Genomic DNA, 19,197 nt, shown 5'->3' with positions numbered 1-19,197 from the left:
TAAATAATAAAAAATTGTGTGAAAATCATTTAGTGATATTAATTCTAGTTAAGTGCGGTGAAAAATATTGAAATTTTCTACCGCACTTAATATATGCAGAAAATGCAAAAGTGTCTGTGAAATTATTTTACTAATTCCCCTTTTGCTTGTAAGTCTGCGTGGTAAGAAGAACGCACGAAAGGCCCACAGGCAGCGTGTTCAAAGCCCATTGCGTTGGCTTTATCACGAAACGCATCAAATTCCTCAGGAGGAACATAGCGTGCCACAGGTAAATGATGGCGGCTTGGCTGCAAATATTGTCCCAAGGTTAGCATTGTTACACCGTTAGTGCGTAAATCTTGCATCACTTGCAAAATTTCTTCGTTGGTTTCGCCTAAGCCGACCATTAAGCCTGATTTGGTTGGAATATCAGGGAACATTGCTTTAAATTCACGCAATAATTTAAGCGACCATTCATAATCTGCCCCCGGGCGGATATCACGATATAAGCGTGGTACATTTTCCAAGTTGTGGTTGAACACATCAGGCGGATTATCTTTTAATTTTTCAAGCGCCTGTTCAATACGTCCGCGGAAATCAGGTACAAGGATTTCAATTTTGATTCCGGGATTGAGCTGGCGGATTTCTTTCACGCATTCTGCAAAATGACCTGCACCGCGATCTGGTAGATCATCACGATCCACTGAGGTAATTACCACATAACGCAATTTCATATCCTGAATTGTCTCTGCGAGTTTACGCGGTTCTTCTGGATCGGGTGGCAAAGGTTTACCGTGTGCCACATCACAAAATGGGCAGCGGCGGGTACAAATTGCGCCTAAAATCATAAAGGTTGCCGTACCGTGGTTAAAACATTCGTGCAAGTTAGGGCAAGATGCCTCTTCACATACAGAATGCAAACCGTGGCGACGCATTCCATTTTTGATACTGTCAATTTTCGCTGAATTGGCTGGAAGTTTGATTTTCATCCACTCAGGCTTTTTTAATAAAGGCTGGTTGGGATCAATATTTTTTACTGGGATAATGGACGTTTTTGCAGCATCACGATATTTTACGCCACGTTCCATTTTAAAAGGAGTTGCCATTAATGATCCTATTTTTGTTAAGAATTTGTTACGGAATTATACCCTAATAATTGGGTGAAGTGTGTAACTAATTTGGGCGAAACCTTGTCTGGCTTAGCCTCGCTGTGAGGGATAAAATCTGCCATTTGACACATTTCAAGCCCCGCATAACCACAAGGATTGATGTATAAGAAAGGCGTGAGATCCATATTAATATTTAGCGCGAGACCATGGAAAGAGCAGCCTTTGCGAATACGTAATCCCAAAGAGCAGATTTTTTTCTCTGCAACATACACCCCGGGCGCATCGGCTTTAGGGTAGCCTTCAATGCCATAATCTGCTAGCGTTTGCACGACGGATTGCTCAAGTGCGGTAACTAATTGGCGTACATTGAGATCTTTACCTTGTGCTTTCAGGCGTTTAATATCGATCAAGACATACATAATTTGCTGACCCAATCCGTGGTAAGTAATTTGCCCACCACGATCTGATTGCACCACAGGGATCGTACTTTGCTGTAATAAATGTTCTGGTTTTCCTGCGGAGCCTTGGGTAAACACTGCTGGGTGCTGGACTAGCCAGATCTCATCTTGGGTATTTTCATCACGCTCATCAGTGAATTTCTGCATTTTATGCCAAATTTCTTGATAATCTTGTACGCCAAGTTGACGGATAATAATGGATTGGGTCATCGCCTTTGCCTTATTGTTTATGGAGATTAAAGCACCATTCTTACGCCGTCAATTTTTGCAAGCTCGCTATAAAGCGTTTCCACTTGCTCAATATTTTCAGCCACAATATCCACAGAAATGGATTTATATGTGCCTTTTCCACTGAGGTTTTCACGTGGATTATAATCCCCTTTCGCGTATTTTTGTACCACCGAAATCACATCATCTGCTAAATCGGAGCGATTTGCACCCACGACTTTAAAGGTGAAATGACAAGGGAACTCAAGAAGATCTTTAAGTTGCTTTTGTGGAATATCTTCAAGTTTTACGATTTTTTCTTGTTCTGCCATTTTTTATCCTCAAATTTGTTAAAAATTTAGACCGCACTTTGTTTAGTGCGGTCATTTGAGCTTTTAGATTGGGAAGATTTTGTGAATTTCAAGTTTAGCTAAATAAACTTTTCACGGTTAGCACTAACCAATCCCAGATTTTGCCAAAGAAACCGCCTTCTTCTACGTTATTCATTACTTGTAAATCCACTTTGGCAATATCTTTACCATCAAGCTGATAGGTGATTTTTCCCACAACTTGCCCTTTTGCTAATGGGGCTTCAAGGTATTTTTTATCTAAATCATAACGGGCTTTCACTTCCGCTTGGCGACCTTTTGGCAAGGTGATAAATTGATCTTGCAAGACGCCAAGTTGCACTTTGCTATTATCGCCATAATAAACGCTTTGCTCGGAAACAGCTTGGTTGGCCTCTAATGTTTTAAAGGTTTCAAAGTTAGCAAATCCCCACTGTAATAATTTTTTGCTTTCAATTTCACGGCCTTTGTAAGTTGGTACGCCCATTACAACAGAAATTAAACGCATATTGCCGTTGCCTAATGCCGAAGCCACAAGGTTATAGCCTGCTTTGTCGGTATGCCCTGTTTTCATACCATCCACGTGTAATGTTTTATCCCACAATAAGCCATTGCGATTTGGCTGGCGGATTTTATTGAAGGTAAATTCTTTTTCCGCATAGATTTTGTATTCTTCAGGTAAATCACGAATGATATGCGCGCCAATTAATGCCATATCACGCGCTGAAGAATATTGATTTTCATCATCTAAACCGTGTACGGTGGTGAAATGGGTGTTTTTCAAGCCAAACTGTTCCACATAGTTATTCATCGCATTAATAAAATTCTGTGTAGATCCTGAAACGTGTTCCGCCATTGCCACACAAGCATCATTACCTGAGACCACAATAATGCCTTTATTTAAGTCAGCCACAGAAACCTGTTGATTTAAATTTAAGAACATTTTTGATGAGCCGGGGAAATTTTTCCCCCACGCACTTTCACCGATAGTCACAATATCGTTATTATGAATTTTTCCTTGTTTTAAGGCATCGCCAACCACATAGCTTGTCATCATTTTTGTGAGGGAAGCAGGATATTGACGTTGATCTGGATTCAATGCCGCTAACACCGCACCAGAATTATAATCCATCAAAATATAGGTTTGCGCATTGAGCTGTGGCGCTGCAATGCCATATTGAATCTCTTCGGCGAAGAGATTTTGGCTCGCGCATAATGTGGCGGTGATAAGTGCTACTTTTGTTTTTTTTAGCATAGATTTAAACATCATTCATTACGTCCTAAATAGAGTTAAATTTATTTTTGGTGATAAATAATCAGTGGTTTTGTTCCATTCAATTTATGTAGTTTAGCTTTTAATTGTTGCGCTTCGCTTTTAGTTTTGAATGGTCCAAATAAAATACTGTGCGATTGTTTATTTGAACTAATTTTGGTTTTGACTTTTAAGCGTTTTGCTTGTTTCACCATTTGTATCGCTTGTTTATAGGTTAAGTTTAGCATTTTTACGTGATAACCTGAAAAATTTGTCTCAGAAAGCACCGCACTTTGTTTCGGCGATAGGTCTAAACGTTTTTTAGCCTCGGGTGTTTTCGCCATTTTAGCAAGGGTATGGGTTCCCGCACCAAGAATTTTTCCTTTCGCGCTAACGTGTAACGCTTCAACACGAACCTGTCCGACACCGCGATGAATAATCCCGAGTTCTTTTGCCGCAACACGGGAAAGATCGATAATTCTTCCTTTTACAAAAGGGCCTCGATCGTTAATTTTTACGATCACTTTTCTGCCATTACGTAAATTGGTTACTAACGCGTAAGAGTTTAGCGGTAAGGTCTTATGTGCTGCGGTATAACGATTAGGATCATAATATTCCCCATTAGAGGTTTTACGCCCTGAAAATTTTTGGTGGTAGTAACTTGCGCCCCCTGTTTTGGAATAATGTTTTGCTGTACTAGGATGTTTGGTGGTATGACTGACGCCATTTACCACATAGGTATAGGTTTTATCCGCCATTTTTTGGTGGATCAGGTTAGGGCCTTTTACCCCATACAATTTTTGCGTTTCAGCATAGCCATTTACATTCGCTAATAGGAGTAAAAACGCCATACTGAGTCTAATTACTGGTATTAATTTCATTTTGGTTATTCACTTTAATCGAAATTTTGATGGAATACAGGTTAAGAACAACAAATTCTTATTTAGTTCCCCTAAAAAAATGTTCTTTATGGCTATGAATGGACATAATTAAACCGAACCCTGCCATTAAGGTGACAAAAGACGTTCCACCATAGCTTATTAATGGTAGCGGCACACCGACGACAGGTAAAATGCCACTGACCATACCGATATTGACAAAAACATAAACAAAAAAGATCAGCGTTAATGCCCCAACAAGAGTACGCCCGAAAGCATTTTGCGCTTCTACGCCAATCACTAAGCCTCTTGCTACAATAAATAAATATAGGCACATCAAAATAGCAAAACCAATCATTCCGTGTTCTTCACTCAATACTGCAAAGATAAAATCCGTATGAGGTTCAGGAAGAAATTCTAACTGCGACTGTGTCCCTTGCATCCAACCTTTTCCCCAAATTCCACCTGATCCAATGGCTATTTTCGACTGCAAAATATGATAACCCGCACCAAGGGGATCTTTTTCAGGATCAAGCAAGGTTAGTACCCTTGTCCGTTGATAATCGTGCATAAGATAAAACCACATTATGGGAATAAAACCAGCCAGCCCAATGGCCGCAATTAAAATCAGCCACCAACTCATTCCAGCAAGAAATACAACAAAAATACCAGAGGCACTGACCAAAATAGAGGTGCCTAAATCGGGCTGAATAGCCACTAATAGAGTAGGCACAATAATAATAAATAAGGCGATAAATGTGTGTTTTAATGTTGGTGGAAGTGGGCGTTGTCCCAAATAGACCGCCACCATTAATGGCACAGCAAGTTTAACAATTTCGGAGGGTTGAAAACGGAACAAGCCGAGATCTAACCAACGTTGTGCGCCTTTACTGGTTGTTCCTACCAAATCTACCAAAATCAGTAACACAATACCAATACCAAATAAATAAGGGGCAATCCCTTGATAAAAGCGTGGAGAAAATTGTGCCATCACAAACATTACCACAAAGCCCAAGACAACTTGAATGATGCGGTTACGGAACATTATTTCATTGCCGCCAGAAGCACTGTATAGCACTAATAGCCCATAGGCTGAAATAATAACCAGACCGATAAATAGCCAGAAATCAATGTGCAAACGTTGCCACAAGTTGAGCCAGATTTTCTTTTCACTCATTATTTTGTTTCCTCTTGCTGGGGTTGGGGGGCGTTCTGTTTATTTTCCATTTGACTGACTTGCGGAAGACGTTGATTAAGATAATAATCCATAATCTTTCTTACCACAGGACCAGCGTTGCTACCGCCCCCCCCAGCATTTTCTAAAATAACAGCCACAACCATTTGAGGTTTTTCATAAGGCGCATAACCGATGAACCACGCGTGATCGTGTAATTCTTTACTAAGGGATTTCGCATTATAGGTTTGATTTTCTTTTAAGCTAAAAACCTGTGCGGTGCCTGATTTCCCAGCAACGTGATAGTTCGTCCCTACAAATGCCTTACGCCCCGTCCCATTGCTTGCATTAATCACGTTATACATACCGCGTTTTGCTTGCGCCCAATAACTCTCATTTGCGTCAATATCAGGATATAACAAGGGATCTTTATAAGGCTCAAAAAAAGAGCCTTCTACCCCTTTCATTAAGTGCGGTGTATTTACCTTACCATTATTAATTAAGATGGCGAGTGCTTTTGCCACTTGCAATGGTGTTGCTGTCCAATAACCTTGCCCAATGCCGACGGAAATGGTATCGCCTTGCAGCCAAGGCTTTTTATAACGTTTTTGTTTCCATTCACGAGAGGGCATAATCGCCGAGGTTTCTTCACGAATATCAATCCCTGTTGGCATCCCAAAGCCAAAGGCTTTCATCCAACCGGAAAGTTTATCAATGCCCATATTGTAAGCGAGCTGATAAAAATAGGTATCAGAAGATTCAGTAATTGCCTTGTTGAGATCGGTGTAGCCGTGACCGGATTTTTTCCAATCGCGGAAGCGTTTGGTGCTATTAGGCAACATCCAATAGCCCGGATCAAATACCGTGGTACTTGGTGTAATGACATTTTCTTGCAAACCCGCGACAGCAATAAAAGGTTTTACGGTGGAAGCCGGCGGATAAGCCCCTTGTGTAACACGACTATAAAGTGGGCGTGTTGGATCTTCAAGCAGGCGTTTATAATCCTTGCCCGAAATGCCATCGACAAATAAATTATTATCATAGCTTGGCGTAGAAACCATCGCTAAAATGCTGCTATCTTTTGGATCTAACACAACAACAGCGCCCTTATATCCAGACAGCAGATCCGTGATATAACGTTGTAATTCCAAATCAATGGTGAGATGAATGCTTTTCCCCGCCACTGCAGGTTGCTCACGCAATTTACGAATCACTTTACCACGGTTATTGATTTCCACTTCTTCAAAGCCTACTTCGCCGTGTAATTGTTCTTCATAATAGCGTTCGATACCAAGTTTGCCGATATTGTGAGAGCCAGCATAATTGGCGTATTTCTCTTCTTTTTTTAGGCGTTCTACATCTTTATCATTAATTTTTGCCACATAACCCAAAATATGCGTGAGGGGTTCGCCATATAAATAATGACGCTTAAAGTAAGGTTTTACAGATAAACTTGGGAATTGATGCTGGTTTACTGCAAAACGTGCGATCTGTTCTTCAGTGAGATCAGGTTTGAGCAGAATGGATGTATAGCGAGAAGAACGACGACGCTCTTTTTTAAAATCAGCAATATCATCTTCATTCAAGCCAACTATTGGCTTGAGCTGTTCAAAAGTGCGGTCTAAATTTTCTACTTTTTCTGGCACGATATATAAGCCAAAAAAAGTCAGGTTTTCGGCTAACAATTTGCCATAACGATCGTAAATTAATCCCCGTGTTGGCGGCAACGGTAATAATTTGATACGGTTGCCATTAGAACGGGTCTGATAGGTATCATAATTGATAACTTGCAGATGATATAAATTGGTGAGCAAAATTGCAGACAGCCCAAGCACGCCTAAAAAAGAGACCAAAGCACGACGGATAAAGAGATTACGTTCCGCTTTTTTATCGCGGATCGGCTCCATTGTGGGCTGAGAAAGCAATTTCTTTAAATCCATTGATTACTCTCGATGATAAGGGTGATTGGTCGTAATTGACCAAGCGCGATACAAACTTTCAGCGACCACCACACGCACTAAGGGGTGAGGTAAAGTTAAAGGGGAAAGCGACCAGCTTTGCTCTGCGGCAGCTTTACATTCTGGCGATAACCCTTCTGGCCCGCCGATCAATAGGCATAAATCTCGTCCATCGTTTTTCCAGCCTTCTAGTTGTTGCGCCAGTTGTTCGGTTGTCCAAGGCTTGCCGGGAATGTCTAAAGTGACAATTTTATTGCGTCCACAAGCGGCGAGCATCGCTTTACCTTCTTGCTCTAAAATGCGTTTAATATCCGCATTTTTACCCCGTTTTCCTGCTGGGATCTCAATTAGCTCAAAAGGCATATCTTTCGGAAAACGGCGTTGATATTCCTCAAACCCTGTGGTTACCCAAGCCGGCATTTTTGTGCCTACCGCAATTAATTGGATTTTCATTTATCCCCAAAGTTTCTCTAATTGATACAGCTCACGGCTGTCTGCTTGCATAATATGAACCATCGCTTGTCCAAAATCGACCACCACCCAATCGGCAGTAGCCTTGCCCTCTTCACCAAAAGATTCAAAACCCGCTTGTTTACTCTCATCAATGAGTTTTTGCGCCAAAGCACTAATATGGCGACTTGAGGTTCCCGTGCAAATAATCATATTATCCGTTACACTTGATTTGCCTTGTACATCTAAATGCAAAATATCCACGGCTTTTAAATCATCTAATTTGTTAATTAAAAAATCTACTAATGTTGTCATACGCAATTTATATTGACTAAATTTGTTTGTTAAAAATCGGCAAATTCTATCACGAGATAAGGCAGAAATAATAGAAAAAATCACCGCACTTTATTTTTGTTTATATACTGTTTATCAAAGTGCGGTGGTATTTTGACGATTTTTCTGAGATTAATAACGCTTTTTAAAACTGCGTTTATTATTTTGATAATGGTTTTGCCCAGTCCGTTTACGATAAGGTTTGGGTAAATCGCTGAGTAGTGCTTGTGGATCATATTGGCTCACAGGAATAGAATGACCAATATATTCTTCGATGGCAGGTAAATTCATCGCATATTCCTCACAGGCAAAACTGATGGAAACCCCGCTTTCACCAGCCCGTCCCGTACGTCCAATACGATGCACGTAATCTTCACGATCATCCGGTAAATCATAGTTGAACACGTGCGTCACATCAGGAATATGCAAGCCACGAGCAGCAACATCAGTCGCCACTAAAATGTCTAATTTCCCTTCGGTAAATTGTTGCAATAAGGCAAGACGTTTTTTCTGAGCAACATCGCCCGTAAGCAAACCAACACGGTGCCCATCTGCGGCTAAATAGCCCCAAATTTCTTCACAACGATGTTTTGTATTGGCAAAAATAATGCAACGCTCAGGCCACTCTTCCTCCAATAAGGTCATCAATAATGCCATCTTGTCTTGATTAGAAGGGTAAAAGAGTTCTTCTTTAATACGGTGTCCCGTTTTTTGTAAAGGTTCAACTTCAACATATTCAGGATCATTCATATCTTCAAATGCTAACTCACGCACTTTATAAGAAAGCGTGGCAGAAAAGAGCATCGTTAAACGTTCAGCTGGCGGTGGGCATTTACGTAATAAGTAGCGAATATCCTTGATAAAACCAAGGTCAAACATTCGATCCGCTTCATCAAGTACCACCACTTCAATGTCATTTAAACGAATGATTCCTTGTTTGACATAATCAATCACACGCCCTGTTGTCCCGATTAAAATATCAATCCCTTGCTCAATGGCTTTTAGTTGCTTGTCATAGCCATCGCCACCATAAGCCAGCCCCATTTTTAGCCCTGTGGCTTGTGAAAGTGCCGCACCATCATTGCTAATTTGCACAGCAAGCTCACGGGTAGGGGCTAAAATTAATGCGCGTGGTTGTGTGGCGTTATGCTGGGAATTCACGCTTAATAAATGATGAAAAGTGGCGGTTAGAAACGCCATTGTTTTACCCGTTCCTGTTTGTGCTTGTCCCGCAACATCACGCCCTGCAAGGGTGATGGGTAAAGAAAGCGCTTGGATTGGTGTACAGTATTCAAACCCATTTTTTTCTAAACAATGACGTACCGTTGGGTTTAAGGGAAGATCAGCAAAACGTTGCTGAGTTAAATGATTATTTTGCATAAGTTATCTTAAGTGATAAAAAATTGTTGTAAGCATAGCACGAAGGGGAAAAATTCCCAAGATGCTTGTTTGGCGCGGCGGTTTAAATAAAAGAAAAACAAATCTTATCCTGATTAAAAATGTAGCATTTGCTGGCTGTTTTTTAGCATTTTTTATCTGATTTTGTAGCAAGATTAAATTACCTCTTTATGCTTATAGAAAGCGAATTATATAGAGTTTGATAACTATTTGGAGTTATTTTTATGTAGCAAAAATAACTCCAAATAGTTATTCTTGGGAAAAACATTGATCAAACGCAAAGAATGGCAAAATAGCGCTGAAAAATGAGAATGAATTTGTTATTTTTAAGCGTGAAAAGCTTTCTCTTAATTCATTATCATATTGTTTTAATGAGAAAAATTATCATTTTGTTATGTCAATTTTCATAACACCGCATTGATCAATGTAATGGAGTAATTATCGTGAACATTTTCAGAAAAACGTTAGCTTCTCTGGCAATGGCTGGATTGACTTTAGTGGTTGCGCAGTCTGCAATCGCAACAGATAACAGTGCTGCAGAAAAGCGTGCCGCAACACGTGAGGAATTAGCAAAACCCAACCCTGATTTGAAGATTGAGACAATCAGTGAAAAATTTGCAGAAAAATATCCGAAACAATACCAAGGTTGGGCTAATACGGCTGAATCTACGGAAATTGTTCCTGCCATTGAGGTTGACCCTAGAATGATTGTTATGTGGGGCGGTTATGCTTTTTCTAAAGAATATAACAAACCTCGTGGGCATTTTTATACCGTTACAGATGTGCGTAATATTTTACGTACAGGCGCACCTTTTGATGCAAATAGTGGGCCACAGCCAATGGCGTGCTGGACTTGTAAAGGGCCAGATGTGCCACGTTTAATTGCTGAATGGGGAGAAGAAGGTTATTTCAATGGAAAATGGGCGAAAGCAGGAAATGAGATTGTGAATCCAATTGGGTGTGCGGATTGCCACGATACGACTTCAAAAGAGTTTGCGGAAGGGAAACCAGCATTGCGTATTGCTCGCCCACACGTTTTACGTGCTTTAGATACCATAGGTAAAGATTTCGCTCATTTAGATAAAACGGATAAACGTGGGGCAATTTGTGCAAATTGCCACGTTGAATATTATTTTGATAAAAAAGTGGTGAATAATGTGGTGTTCCCTTGGATGAAAGGGGTGGATGTAGATAGTATGGAAAAATACTACGATAGCATTGAATTCTATGATTGGATCCATTCTATTTCTAAAGCGCCTATGCTAAAAGCACAGCACCCAGATTATGAAACTTGGTTACAAGGTACACACGGTAAAAATGGCGTAACCTGTGTGGATTGCCATATGCCAAAAGTCCAAGGAGCTGATGGTAAAGTTTACACTGACCACAAAATTGGCAATCCGCTTGATTCTTTTGAAAACACCTGTGCAAACTGCCACGATCAAAGTAAAGAAACCTTAACAAAAGTGGTGGCAGGTCATAAAAAAGATATCAAAGATGTAATGATTAAACTTGAAGACCAAATTGTGAAAGCGCACTTTGAAGCAAAAGCCGCTTGGGAAGCTGGTGCGACAGAAGAAGAAATGAAACCTGCATTGCAAGATATTCGTCACGCACAATGGCGTTGGGATTACTCAGCAGCAGGACACGGTGGGCATATTCACGCCCCAGATGTTATTTTAAAAACCATCGCAACAGGGTTAGATCAAATTGCTGATGCAAGAACTAAACTTGCCGTCATTTTAACCAAGCACGGAGTGAAACAACCGATCAATTATCCTGATATTTCAAATGCAGAGAATGCGTGGAAAGCAATGGGTATTGATATTGAAAAAGAGCGTGCGGCAAAAGATAAATTCCTCAAAGAAGTGATTCCTCAATGGAATAAAGAAGCACTGGATAAAGGCTTAATGGAAAAAGCACCTCCAGCAAAATAAGCGAAAAAGCAACCGCACTTTACGCGAGATCAAAGTGCGGTCTATTTTGAACCAAAATTTGAGGTAATAGGAAATGAATGCTGTATTAAAGAAAGTGGTTAAGCTCAGTGCCTTGCTTGCGATAACGATCTTTGCTTTACCCACTCAAGCTAATACTAAAAACGCTGAATTAAGTTATCAACCTACGTTAGAGAATCAGCGTAATCCCAATGAGTATTGTGCAAAATGTCATAAACTAGATGCTAATGATGAACAATCTGGTGGTGATTTACATTTTGGTAAATTTCACGGCACACACTTATCTAAAACCAATCCAAGCACAGGGAAACCGATTACTTGTGTGAGCTGCCACGGTAATATTTCTGAAAATCACCGTCGTGGTGTGAAAGACGTGATGCGTTTTGAAAGCGATATTTTCTCTGACAAACAACCGATGTACTCAGTGCAAGAACAAAATCAAGTGTGTTTCTCTTGCCATCGCCCTGAAAAATTACGCGAAAAACTTTGGGCGCACGATGTTCACGCAATGAAATTGCCTTGTGCCGCCTGCCATACCTTGCACCCAGAAAAAGATGCAATGAAAGGTATTGAGAAAAAACAACGTGTTAAACTTTGCGTGGATTGTCACGGAGAACAACAAAAACGCAAAGCCCTAAAAGATCTTGACCCGACTAGCAAACAAAAGGATAACAAATGACAACTTGCTCACGCCGTAATTTTGTTTCTGGTATGGGAGCTTTGATCCTAATGACAGGAACAACAATTAAGTCAGTCGCACAAGATAAGGCAGAAGAAAAGCCAATTCGTTATGCAATGTTACACGATGAAACGGCTTGCATTGGTTGTACCGCTTGTATGGATGCGTGTCGTGAAACTAACCAAGTGCCAGAAGGCGTTTCACGTTTAGAAATTATTCGTAGCGAACCTTATGGTGAATTCCCTGACGTGAAATATGAATTTTTCCGTCATTCTTGCCAGCATTGTAGCAATGCACCTTGTGTTGCAGTATGCCCAACAGGGGCGTCTTATATTGATGCGTCCACAGGTATTGTTGATGTCAATAAAGATCTCTGCGTTGGCTGCCAATACTGTATCGCGGTATGTCCGTATCGTGTTCGTTTTATTCACCCTGTGTATAAATCAGCAGATAAATGTAATTTCTGCCGTGATACGAATTTAGCCAAAGGCAAACAGCCTGCTTGTGTAGAGGCTTGCCCAACCAAAGCCCTAACCTTTGGGGATACCAACGATCCGCAAAGTGAAATTTCTTTGAAACTGAAAGAAAAACAAACCTATCGTACAAAAGTTGAATTAGGTACAGATCCAAATCTTTACCACGTTCCAGCTAGAGCAGGGGAGATCAGACGATGAACAGTCCATTTCATTTCCCATCTTTAGTATGGGACGGGCCGATTGCGATTTATCTCTTTTTATTAGGGATTTCCGCAGGGGCGACAATGCTTGCCGTATTGCTAAAACGTGCAGGATTGGCTGGGGAACATCCTGAAGAAAGTCATATCTTGAAGGTAAATGCGTTACTTGCACCAATAAGCATTACCATTGGCTTATTATTATTGATTTTCCACTTAACCAAACCTTGGACATTTTGGTACTTAATGTTCAATTATCACCACACATCAATTATGTCTGCTGGGGTGATGTTGTTCCAAGTCTATATGTTGTTCTTGGTCTTATGGTTAGCGATTATCTTTAAGTCCTTAGTGCTTAGCTTAGTGAAACGCTTTGTGCCGAAACTCACTAATCTTACGGAGAAAATCATCGATCTTGCAGCAAAATTCACCAATGGGATCGAGATTATTACCTTGTTGCTTAGCGTAGCATTAGGGGCATATACAGGGTTCTTACTTTCTGCATTAGTGAGTTATCCAATGCTAAATAATCCTGTATTACCAGTGCTATTCCTTGCATCAGGGACTTCATCAGGGATTGCTGCATTGATTTTCTTTACCATTTTATGCACCAAAGAAAACCCTCATTCTAAAGGCTTGGCATTCTTACACAAATTTGAGCAGCCCGTGGTACTCATTGAAGCCTTTTTACTTTTCGCCTTCTTCTTTGGATTATATTTAGGTGGTGGGCAAAAAACGGTGGCATTTCACACCGCACTTTCAGGGGGCTTCTGGGCGAACGTCTTCTGGATCGGCGTGGTCGGCATCGGGATTGTATTACCGCTTCTATTAAACGCCGTTGCAGGTGAAAAACTTAAGCACCAAAAGGGCTTTATGTTGATTGTCGCGGGGCTTGGCTTAATCGGGGTGCTTTGCTTGCGTTACTTTATTTTATACGCAGGACAAATGACCTTAGCATAAAAAGCCAATTAATCATTATCAGGCGAACCAAGGTGTTCGCCTTTGTTTTAATGTGATGTGGATTTTACGGTAATCCCTTATCCGAAAAATGAAAAGGAAAAATGAGGGAAAAATTAAAGTGCGGCGCATTTTTTACACTTTTTTACCACCGGTAGGATATAGAAAGTATTTAGATGATTTCACCACATCACGCAATGACATTACGGCATATTTTCTCTAAAATACAGGATAAATTAATCAGCTAATATGACGATGATCCCTGAACTTGCTTTTCTTGCTTTACTTTTTGCTCTTGTTTCCGCATTACTGTTGGCGATCGTGCCGCATATTGGGATTAAACAGGGGAATCCGCGCCTTATCACCTCTGCGTGGAATCTGAGTTATCTCTTTGGGATTTTTACTATCCTTTCTTTGCTCGGGCTTGCTTATTGTTTTACGGTTGATGATTTCTCACTACAATATGTTGCAGCCCATTCTAATTCCGCATTGCCGTTATTTTTCAAAATTGCCGCCACTTGGGGTGGACACGAAGGCTCAATGCTGTTTTGGCTTTTTTCTTTAGGCTTATGGACAATGGCGTTTGCCTTTTTTAGTCGCAACATTGATCCCATTATTGCGAGCCGAACCCTGTCTATTCTTGGTTTACTTTGTTTTGGTTTCGCACTCTTTATTGTTTTTTTCTCAAATCCCTTTGAGCGCCTGTTGCCTAGCCCATTGGAAGGGCGTGATCTTAATCCAATGTTGCAAGATGTGGGGCTGATTTTTCATCCTCCATTGCTTTATTTTGGCTATGTAGGTTTTGCGGTGAATTTTGCTCTTACCCTTGCCACCTTATTAAGTGGGCATTTTGATGCCGCAATTGCTCGCTGGACACGCCCTTGGGTGTTACTTTCTTGGTTCTTTTTGACTTTAGGGATAATGTTAGGGGCGTGGTGGGCATATTATGAACTTGGCTGGGGCGGTTGGTGGTTCTGGGATCCCGTAGAAAATGCCTCATTAATGCCGTGGTTACTCGGGCTAGGGCTATTGCATAGTTTATCGGTGAGCGAACAGCGTGGCATTTTCCATTATTGGACGATTTTATTCTCGCTTTTTGCTTTTGCATTTAGCTTATTAGGCACCTTTATTGTGCGTTCTGGTGTACTCACCTCTGTACACGCCTTTGCGATGGATAGTGAACGAGGAATGGCACTGTTAATGCTGTTTTTCTTACTGACAACCTGTTCACTGACCTTATTTGCGCTTAAAGTTAATGTGCGTCCAAGTGAAAATAGTGCGGTGCGTTTTTCTCTTTTTTCTAAAGAAAGCCTAATGCTTATTGCGAATATTTTACTGGCAGTGGCAACGGCAAGCGTATTTTTAGGCACGTTTTACCCTATGCTGTTTAGCACAATGGGGTGGGGATCGATCTCTGTTGGCGCACCTTATTTTAATACGATTTTCTTGCCCCTGATTGTGCTGGCTTTGCTGGCGATGATTATTGTAATGAGCGCATTTTGGAAAAAAATTCACCGCAGACTGTTGTCTCGTAATGTTTTACTGCTGATCCCCGCTTGTGGTCTTGCTTATATTATGATCGCATTCACCATTCAAAATGATGAAACGTTACATTTTCAATTTTTACCTTTTGCATTAATCAGTTTAGCGCTTTGGTTGCTAAGTGTTACCCTTTGGAGCGGGGGGCGAGCTTTGTCTTTAACCCATTGGGCAATGGTGATTGCGCATTGTGGGTTAGCACTCAGCGTGATTGGTGCAACAATGTCGAGCTATTTTGCCAGCGAAATTGGGGTACGCCTAGCACCGCAACAAAGCCAAATGCTCAATGGCTATGAATTTACGTACCTTGGTTTCCGTAATGAATTAGGGGCGAATTATACCAGTGAAGTGGCACAATTTGAGATTAAAAAAGCAGGCAAAAAAATCACCGCACTTTATCCCGAACGTCGTTATTATGATGTGCGGACAATGAATATGTCCGAAGTAGGATTATATTGGAGTTTGCTCGGCGATATTTATATCGTGATGGGCGATAAACTGGGCGCAGGTGAATTTTCTTTCCGTTTGCATTATAAGCCCTTTGTTCGCTGGTTATGGATTGGGGCAACATTAATGGCTTTTGGCGCATTATTAGCCGCCTTTGGTTTGAGAACAAGGAGAGCAAAAGATGAATAGAAAAGCACTTGTTTTTCTGCCCTTATTATTGATTATTGCACTATGTGGCTTGCTATTATTAGGACTGCAAAATGATCCGAAAAAAATTGCTTCTGCTTTAATTGGCAAACCCGTGCCTGAATTTTATCAACCTGACTTATTCGATTCTGCAACCAACGTGAATAATCATTCCTTGCCGAGTGAGGTTTATTTGATTAATGTGTGGGGGAGTTGGTGTACTTATTGTAAGCAAGAACACGCTTTTTTGATGGATTTGCAAAAGCAAGGTGTGCCGATTGTGGGATTAAATTATCGTGATAAACGGCAAAATGCGTTATTAATGTTACGAGAAATGGGCAATCCTTTTCATCTTATTATTGATGATAGCAAAGGCTTGCTAGCAATGAAATTAGGCGTAGATGGCGCGCCAGAAACGTATTTCGTCGATGCGAACGGTATTATTCGTTATCGCTATTCAGGGCCATTGAATAAGCAAATTTGGCAGAAAGAATTTCAGCCTTTATGGCAAAAATTCGTACAAAATGCACCGCACTTATCTTTACAAGCGATGAGTCAAAAGGAAGGTAAAGAATGAAGAAATGGTGGTTTGCAATTATCACACTGGTTACAATCCTTCCGCTGGCTCAGGCAGAAATGGTAGATACCTTTGAATTCTCTCACCCCGAGGAACGCACAAGAGCTGTCGCACTGGCGAAATCCTTGCGTTGCCCACAATGTCAAAATCAAAACTTGGTGGAATCCAATTCCCCTATTGCCTATGATTTGCGTATTGAAGTTTATAAAATGGTGGAAGCAGGTAAGAGTAATGAGCAAATTATTGAAACGATGACAAATCGCTTTGGTGATTTTGTTCGTTATAATCCCCCCGTAAAATCCACTACCGCTTTACTATGGGGGTTACCATTCTTATTGTTACTGTTTGGCGCAGTAGCTATGTGGCGAATGTTGCGTGTGAAACAATCACAGCAAAGTGTAGCATTCAGTACAGAGCAACAGGACGCACTAAAGCATTTATTAGCAAAAACGGATAAATCAGAATGACTTTTTTTATCGGTGTTACCCTTTTATTATTGATTAGTCTTGGGCTTTGGTTACCTTTAGGACAAAGAATAAATTGGCAGAAAAATTATCGCCAACAGCAAAATATTGCCCTTTATCAGCAACAAACAAAAGGTAAGCTTGATCCAGAATTGTTACAAGAATTTGCCCAACGGCTACTTGATGATGAAAAACAGCGAGAAAAACAACCGCACTTTGTTATTTCTTCCAAGACAAAAGCACGCCCTTATTTTGTGGGATTAAATTTATTATTGATTGGCTTGCCGATAGGCTATTATTTTTCCCTTGATCGCTTTTCTACTGAACTGCAATATCAACAGCAAGTGCAGGCTAAACAACCGTTTGTAGATCCCTTAACCGCCCCTTTTACGGAACAACCTACGGGACAAAAAAATGAATCCTATGTGGAAAAAATTCAGCAGCGCTTGCGGCAAAACTCTAATAACAGTGAGGCTTGGATCGAATTAGGGCAGGCTTATATGCAAAATAATGAATTTGATAATGCACTGCTGGCTTATTCTTATGCCGATCGTTTAACGGGCGGTAAACCGGCTATTTTAGGTCTAGCCGCGAATGCGTTGTATCAACAGGCAGGGCAAAAAATCACCCCACAAGTGCAGGCAATGCTTGATCAAGCCTTACAGCAAGATCCGAAAGAGGCATCAAGTTTATCGTTATTAGCGGGAGAATCCTTTATGAAAACGGATTATTCCAATGCGATTGCACTTTGGCAACGTCTGTTGGATTCGGATAAATCGGGAATCGATCGTCGCACGATCATTCAACGTATGCAAATGGCAGAAATGCTACAAAACGCCAAAAATGGAGCAAAGTAAAGAATGACACAATGGGTTTCTGATACGCTAATTCTTGGCGCAGGTGCAGCAGGGCTATTTTGTGCTGGACAACTTGGTAAACAAGGTAAACAGGTAACAGTTCTTGATAGCGGTAAAAAAGCGGGGCGGAAAATTTTAATGTCAGGCGGTGGATTTTGTAATTTCACTAATTTAGAGGTTACGCCACAGCATTATCTTTCGCACAATCCACATTTTGTTAAATCTGCATTGGCTCGTTTTACTCAATGGGATTTTATCGCTTTAGTCGCAGAATACGGCATTGCTTATCACGAAAAAGAACTCGGGCAATTGTTTTGTGATGAAAGTTCACAACAGATTGTGGATTTGTTACTCGCAGAATGTAAGAAATATCAGGTTAATATTCAGCTACGCCAGCACATTGAGCAAGTTTCTAAGTCAGAAAAAGGCGGTTTTACTGTGCAAGCCAATGGGCAAACTTGGTATTGTAATCAGCTGGTCGTGGCAACGGGAGGGCTTTCAATGCCAGCTTTAGGTGCATCGCCATTAGGTTATCAAATTGCTGAACAGTTTGGATTGGCAGTGATCTCACCGCGAGCTTCCCTTGTACCGTTTCGTTGGCGAGAAACAGAACAATTTTACACCGCACTTGCCGGCGTTTCTTTGCCTGTTCGAGTCAGTGCAGAAAATGGGCAATCTTTTATCAACCAATTGTTATTTACTCATCGTGGTATTTCGGGGCCGGCGATTTTACAAATTTCTAACTATTGGCAGCCCAATGAATGGGTAGAAGTTGATCTATTACCCAACCAATCTATTGGTGATTATTTACTTGAATTACGCCAAACTTCGCCGAAGTTGCAGTTAAAAACCGCATTATCACGTATTTTGCCAAATAAATTGGTAGAGCTTTGGCAAACCAGAGAGAGCATTCCAATAGAAACATTGGCGAATTTAACCAAAGGGCAGTTGGAACAGTTAGATAATGTTATTCATCACTGGCAAATTTTCCCTAATGGTACAGAAGGTTATCGCACGGCAGAGGTTACAATGGGTGGGGTAGATACGCACGAAATTTCATCAAAAACAATGGAAAGTACGAAAGTCAAAGGATTGTATTTTATCGGCGAAGTGCTAGATGTAACAGGCTGGCTTGGTGGCTATAACTTTCAATGGGCGTGGAGTTCAGCTTACGCTTGTGCCAGCCATATTGCTCGTTTATAAGCCCATTTCCCATTTTGATTGCCTGCAAAAAGAGATTTGATCCGAGTGAAAATCTCGTTAAAATGGCAGGCTAATTTCCCTTTTCATCTAATCAACGGCAACAATAACAAGGATTTT

General features: G+C 40.8%; 19 protein-coding genes. 9 read left to right on the top strand and 10 right to left on the bottom strand.

Translation table 11 applies throughout. The features are described from left to right. Positions 1-122: 122 nt before the first annotated feature. The 10 genes from lipA to rhlB all read right to left on the bottom strand — a co-directional run bounded on the left by lipA (position 123) and on the right by rhlB (position 9,525). Positions 123-1,085: a lipoyl synthase gene (gene lipA, locus L5B90_RS04140; RefSeq protein WP_250350809.1), complete on the bottom strand. Its 963-nt coding sequence runs from the start codon at positions 1,083-1,085 to the stop codon at positions 123-125. A 17-nt stretch (positions 1,086-1,102) separates the two neighbouring features. Further along, positions 1,103-1,756, bottom strand: coding sequence for a lipoyl(octanoyl) transferase LipB (lipB, locus tag L5B90_RS04135; protein WP_250350808.1), 654 nt, complete (start codon positions 1,754-1,756; stop codon positions 1,103-1,105). A 26-nt stretch (positions 1,757-1,782) separates the two neighbouring features. Next, positions 1,783-2,085: a DUF493 family protein YbeD gene (ybeD, locus tag L5B90_RS04130; RefSeq protein WP_250364189.1), complete on the bottom strand. Its 303-nt coding sequence runs from the start codon at positions 2,083-2,085 to the stop codon at positions 1,783-1,785. A 94-nt stretch (positions 2,086-2,179) separates the two neighbouring features. Further along, positions 2,180-3,367 carry a serine hydrolase gene (locus L5B90_RS04125; protein WP_250351597.1) on the bottom strand — a complete coding sequence of 396 codons (1,188 nt, stop codon included), beginning with the start codon at positions 3,365-3,367 and terminating at the stop codon, positions 2,180-2,182. Positions 3,368-3,396: 29 nt separating this feature from the next. Next, complete coding sequence (locus L5B90_RS04120) at positions 3,397-4,233, bottom strand: septal ring lytic transglycosylase RlpA family protein (protein ID WP_265762217.1); 837 nt, start codon at positions 4,231-4,233, stop codon at positions 3,397-3,399. A 58-nt stretch (positions 4,234-4,291) separates the two neighbouring features. After that, complete coding sequence (gene rodA, locus L5B90_RS04115; protein ID WP_265762216.1) at positions 4,292-5,407, bottom strand: rod shape-determining protein RodA; 1,116 nt, start codon at positions 5,405-5,407, stop codon at positions 4,292-4,294. Then, the gene (gene mrdA, locus L5B90_RS04110; RefSeq protein WP_250364192.1) at positions 5,407-7,344 is read right to left on the bottom strand and encodes a penicillin-binding protein 2; all 1,938 of its coding nucleotides are present in this window, start codon (positions 7,342-7,344) and stop codon (positions 5,407-5,409) included. Before mrdA ends, rodA begins: the two co-directional genes overlap by 1 nt. A 3-nt stretch (positions 7,345-7,347) precedes the next feature. After that, positions 7,348-7,815, bottom strand: a complete 468-nt coding sequence (gene rlmH / locus L5B90_RS04105; protein WP_017805627.1) for a 23S rRNA (pseudouridine(1915)-N(3))-methyltransferase RlmH — start codon at positions 7,813-7,815, stop codon at positions 7,348-7,350. Then, positions 7,816-8,127, bottom strand: coding sequence for a ribosome silencing factor (rsfS, locus tag L5B90_RS04100; protein ID WP_250350803.1), 312 nt, complete (start codon positions 8,125-8,127; stop codon positions 7,816-7,818). It lies immediately after the preceding gene. Between the two features lie 150 nt (positions 8,128-8,277). Continuing rightward, complete coding sequence (rhlB, locus tag L5B90_RS04095) at positions 8,278-9,525, bottom strand: ATP-dependent RNA helicase RhlB (RefSeq protein WP_250364193.1); 1,248 nt, start codon at positions 9,523-9,525, stop codon at positions 8,278-8,280. A 497-nt stretch (positions 9,526-10,022) separates the two neighbouring features. On the opposite strand from rhlB, the gene nrfA reads away from it, so the two are divergent. The 9 genes from nrfA to L5B90_RS04050 all read left to right on the top strand — a co-directional run bounded on the left by nrfA (position 10,023) and on the right by L5B90_RS04050 (position 19,080). Next, on the top strand, positions 10,023-11,480 hold the full coding sequence (gene nrfA / locus L5B90_RS04090; protein WP_250351596.1) for an ammonia-forming nitrite reductase cytochrome c552 subunit: 1,458 nt from the start codon (positions 10,023-10,025) through the stop codon (positions 11,478-11,480). 73 nt (positions 11,481-11,553) lie between these two features. Beyond that, positions 11,554-12,177, top strand: coding sequence for a cytochrome c nitrite reductase pentaheme subunit (nrfB, locus tag L5B90_RS04085; RefSeq protein WP_250350801.1), 624 nt, complete (start codon positions 11,554-11,556; stop codon positions 12,175-12,177). Then, a complete protein-coding gene (gene nrfC / locus L5B90_RS04080; protein WP_265762215.1) occupies positions 12,174-12,851 on the top strand; it encodes a cytochrome c nitrite reductase Fe-S protein in 678 nt (225 codons plus the stop codon). The genes nrfB and nrfC overlap by 4 nt, the downstream gene beginning before the upstream one ends. Then, positions 12,848-13,810 (top strand): cytochrome c nitrite reductase subunit NrfD, encoded by a 963-nt coding sequence (gene nrfD / locus L5B90_RS04075; protein WP_250364195.1) that lies wholly within the window; start codon positions 12,848-12,850, stop codon positions 13,808-13,810. The genes nrfC and nrfD overlap by 4 nt, the downstream gene beginning before the upstream one ends. Before the next feature lie 252 nt (positions 13,811-14,062). Continuing rightward, positions 14,063-15,982: a heme lyase NrfEFG subunit NrfE gene (gene nrfE, locus L5B90_RS04070; protein WP_250364539.1), complete on the top strand. Its 1,920-nt coding sequence runs from the start codon at positions 14,063-14,065 to the stop codon at positions 15,980-15,982. After that, a complete protein-coding gene (locus tag L5B90_RS04065) occupies positions 15,975-16,556 on the top strand; it encodes a DsbE family thiol:disulfide interchange protein (RefSeq protein WP_265762214.1) in 582 nt (193 codons plus the stop codon). The genes nrfE and L5B90_RS04065 overlap by 8 nt, the downstream gene beginning before the upstream one ends. Further along, a complete protein-coding gene (gene nrfF / locus L5B90_RS04060; protein ID WP_265762213.1) occupies positions 16,553-17,023 on the top strand; it encodes a heme lyase NrfEFG subunit NrfF in 471 nt (156 codons plus the stop codon). Before L5B90_RS04065 ends, nrfF begins: the two co-directional genes overlap by 4 nt. Then, the gene (locus L5B90_RS04055) at positions 17,020-17,877 is read left to right on the top strand and encodes a tetratricopeptide repeat protein (RefSeq protein ID WP_265762211.1); all 858 of its coding nucleotides are present in this window, start codon (positions 17,020-17,022) and stop codon (positions 17,875-17,877) included. Before nrfF ends, L5B90_RS04055 begins: the two co-directional genes overlap by 4 nt. Positions 17,878-17,880: 3 nt before the next feature. Continuing rightward, positions 17,881-19,080, top strand: a complete 1,200-nt coding sequence (locus tag L5B90_RS04050) for an NAD(P)/FAD-dependent oxidoreductase (RefSeq protein WP_265762210.1) — start codon at positions 17,881-17,883, stop codon at positions 19,078-19,080. Positions 19,081-19,197: the final 117 nt, after the last annotated feature.

Origin of the sequence: Avibacterium sp. 20-129 (genome assembly GCF_026226845.1) — a bacterium.
Taxonomy (GTDB): Bacteria; Pseudomonadota; Gammaproteobacteria; order Enterobacterales; family Pasteurellaceae; genus Avibacterium.
Note: the sequence above shows the minus strand (reverse complement) of the source record. Positions and strands in the feature narration are given on the sequence as shown.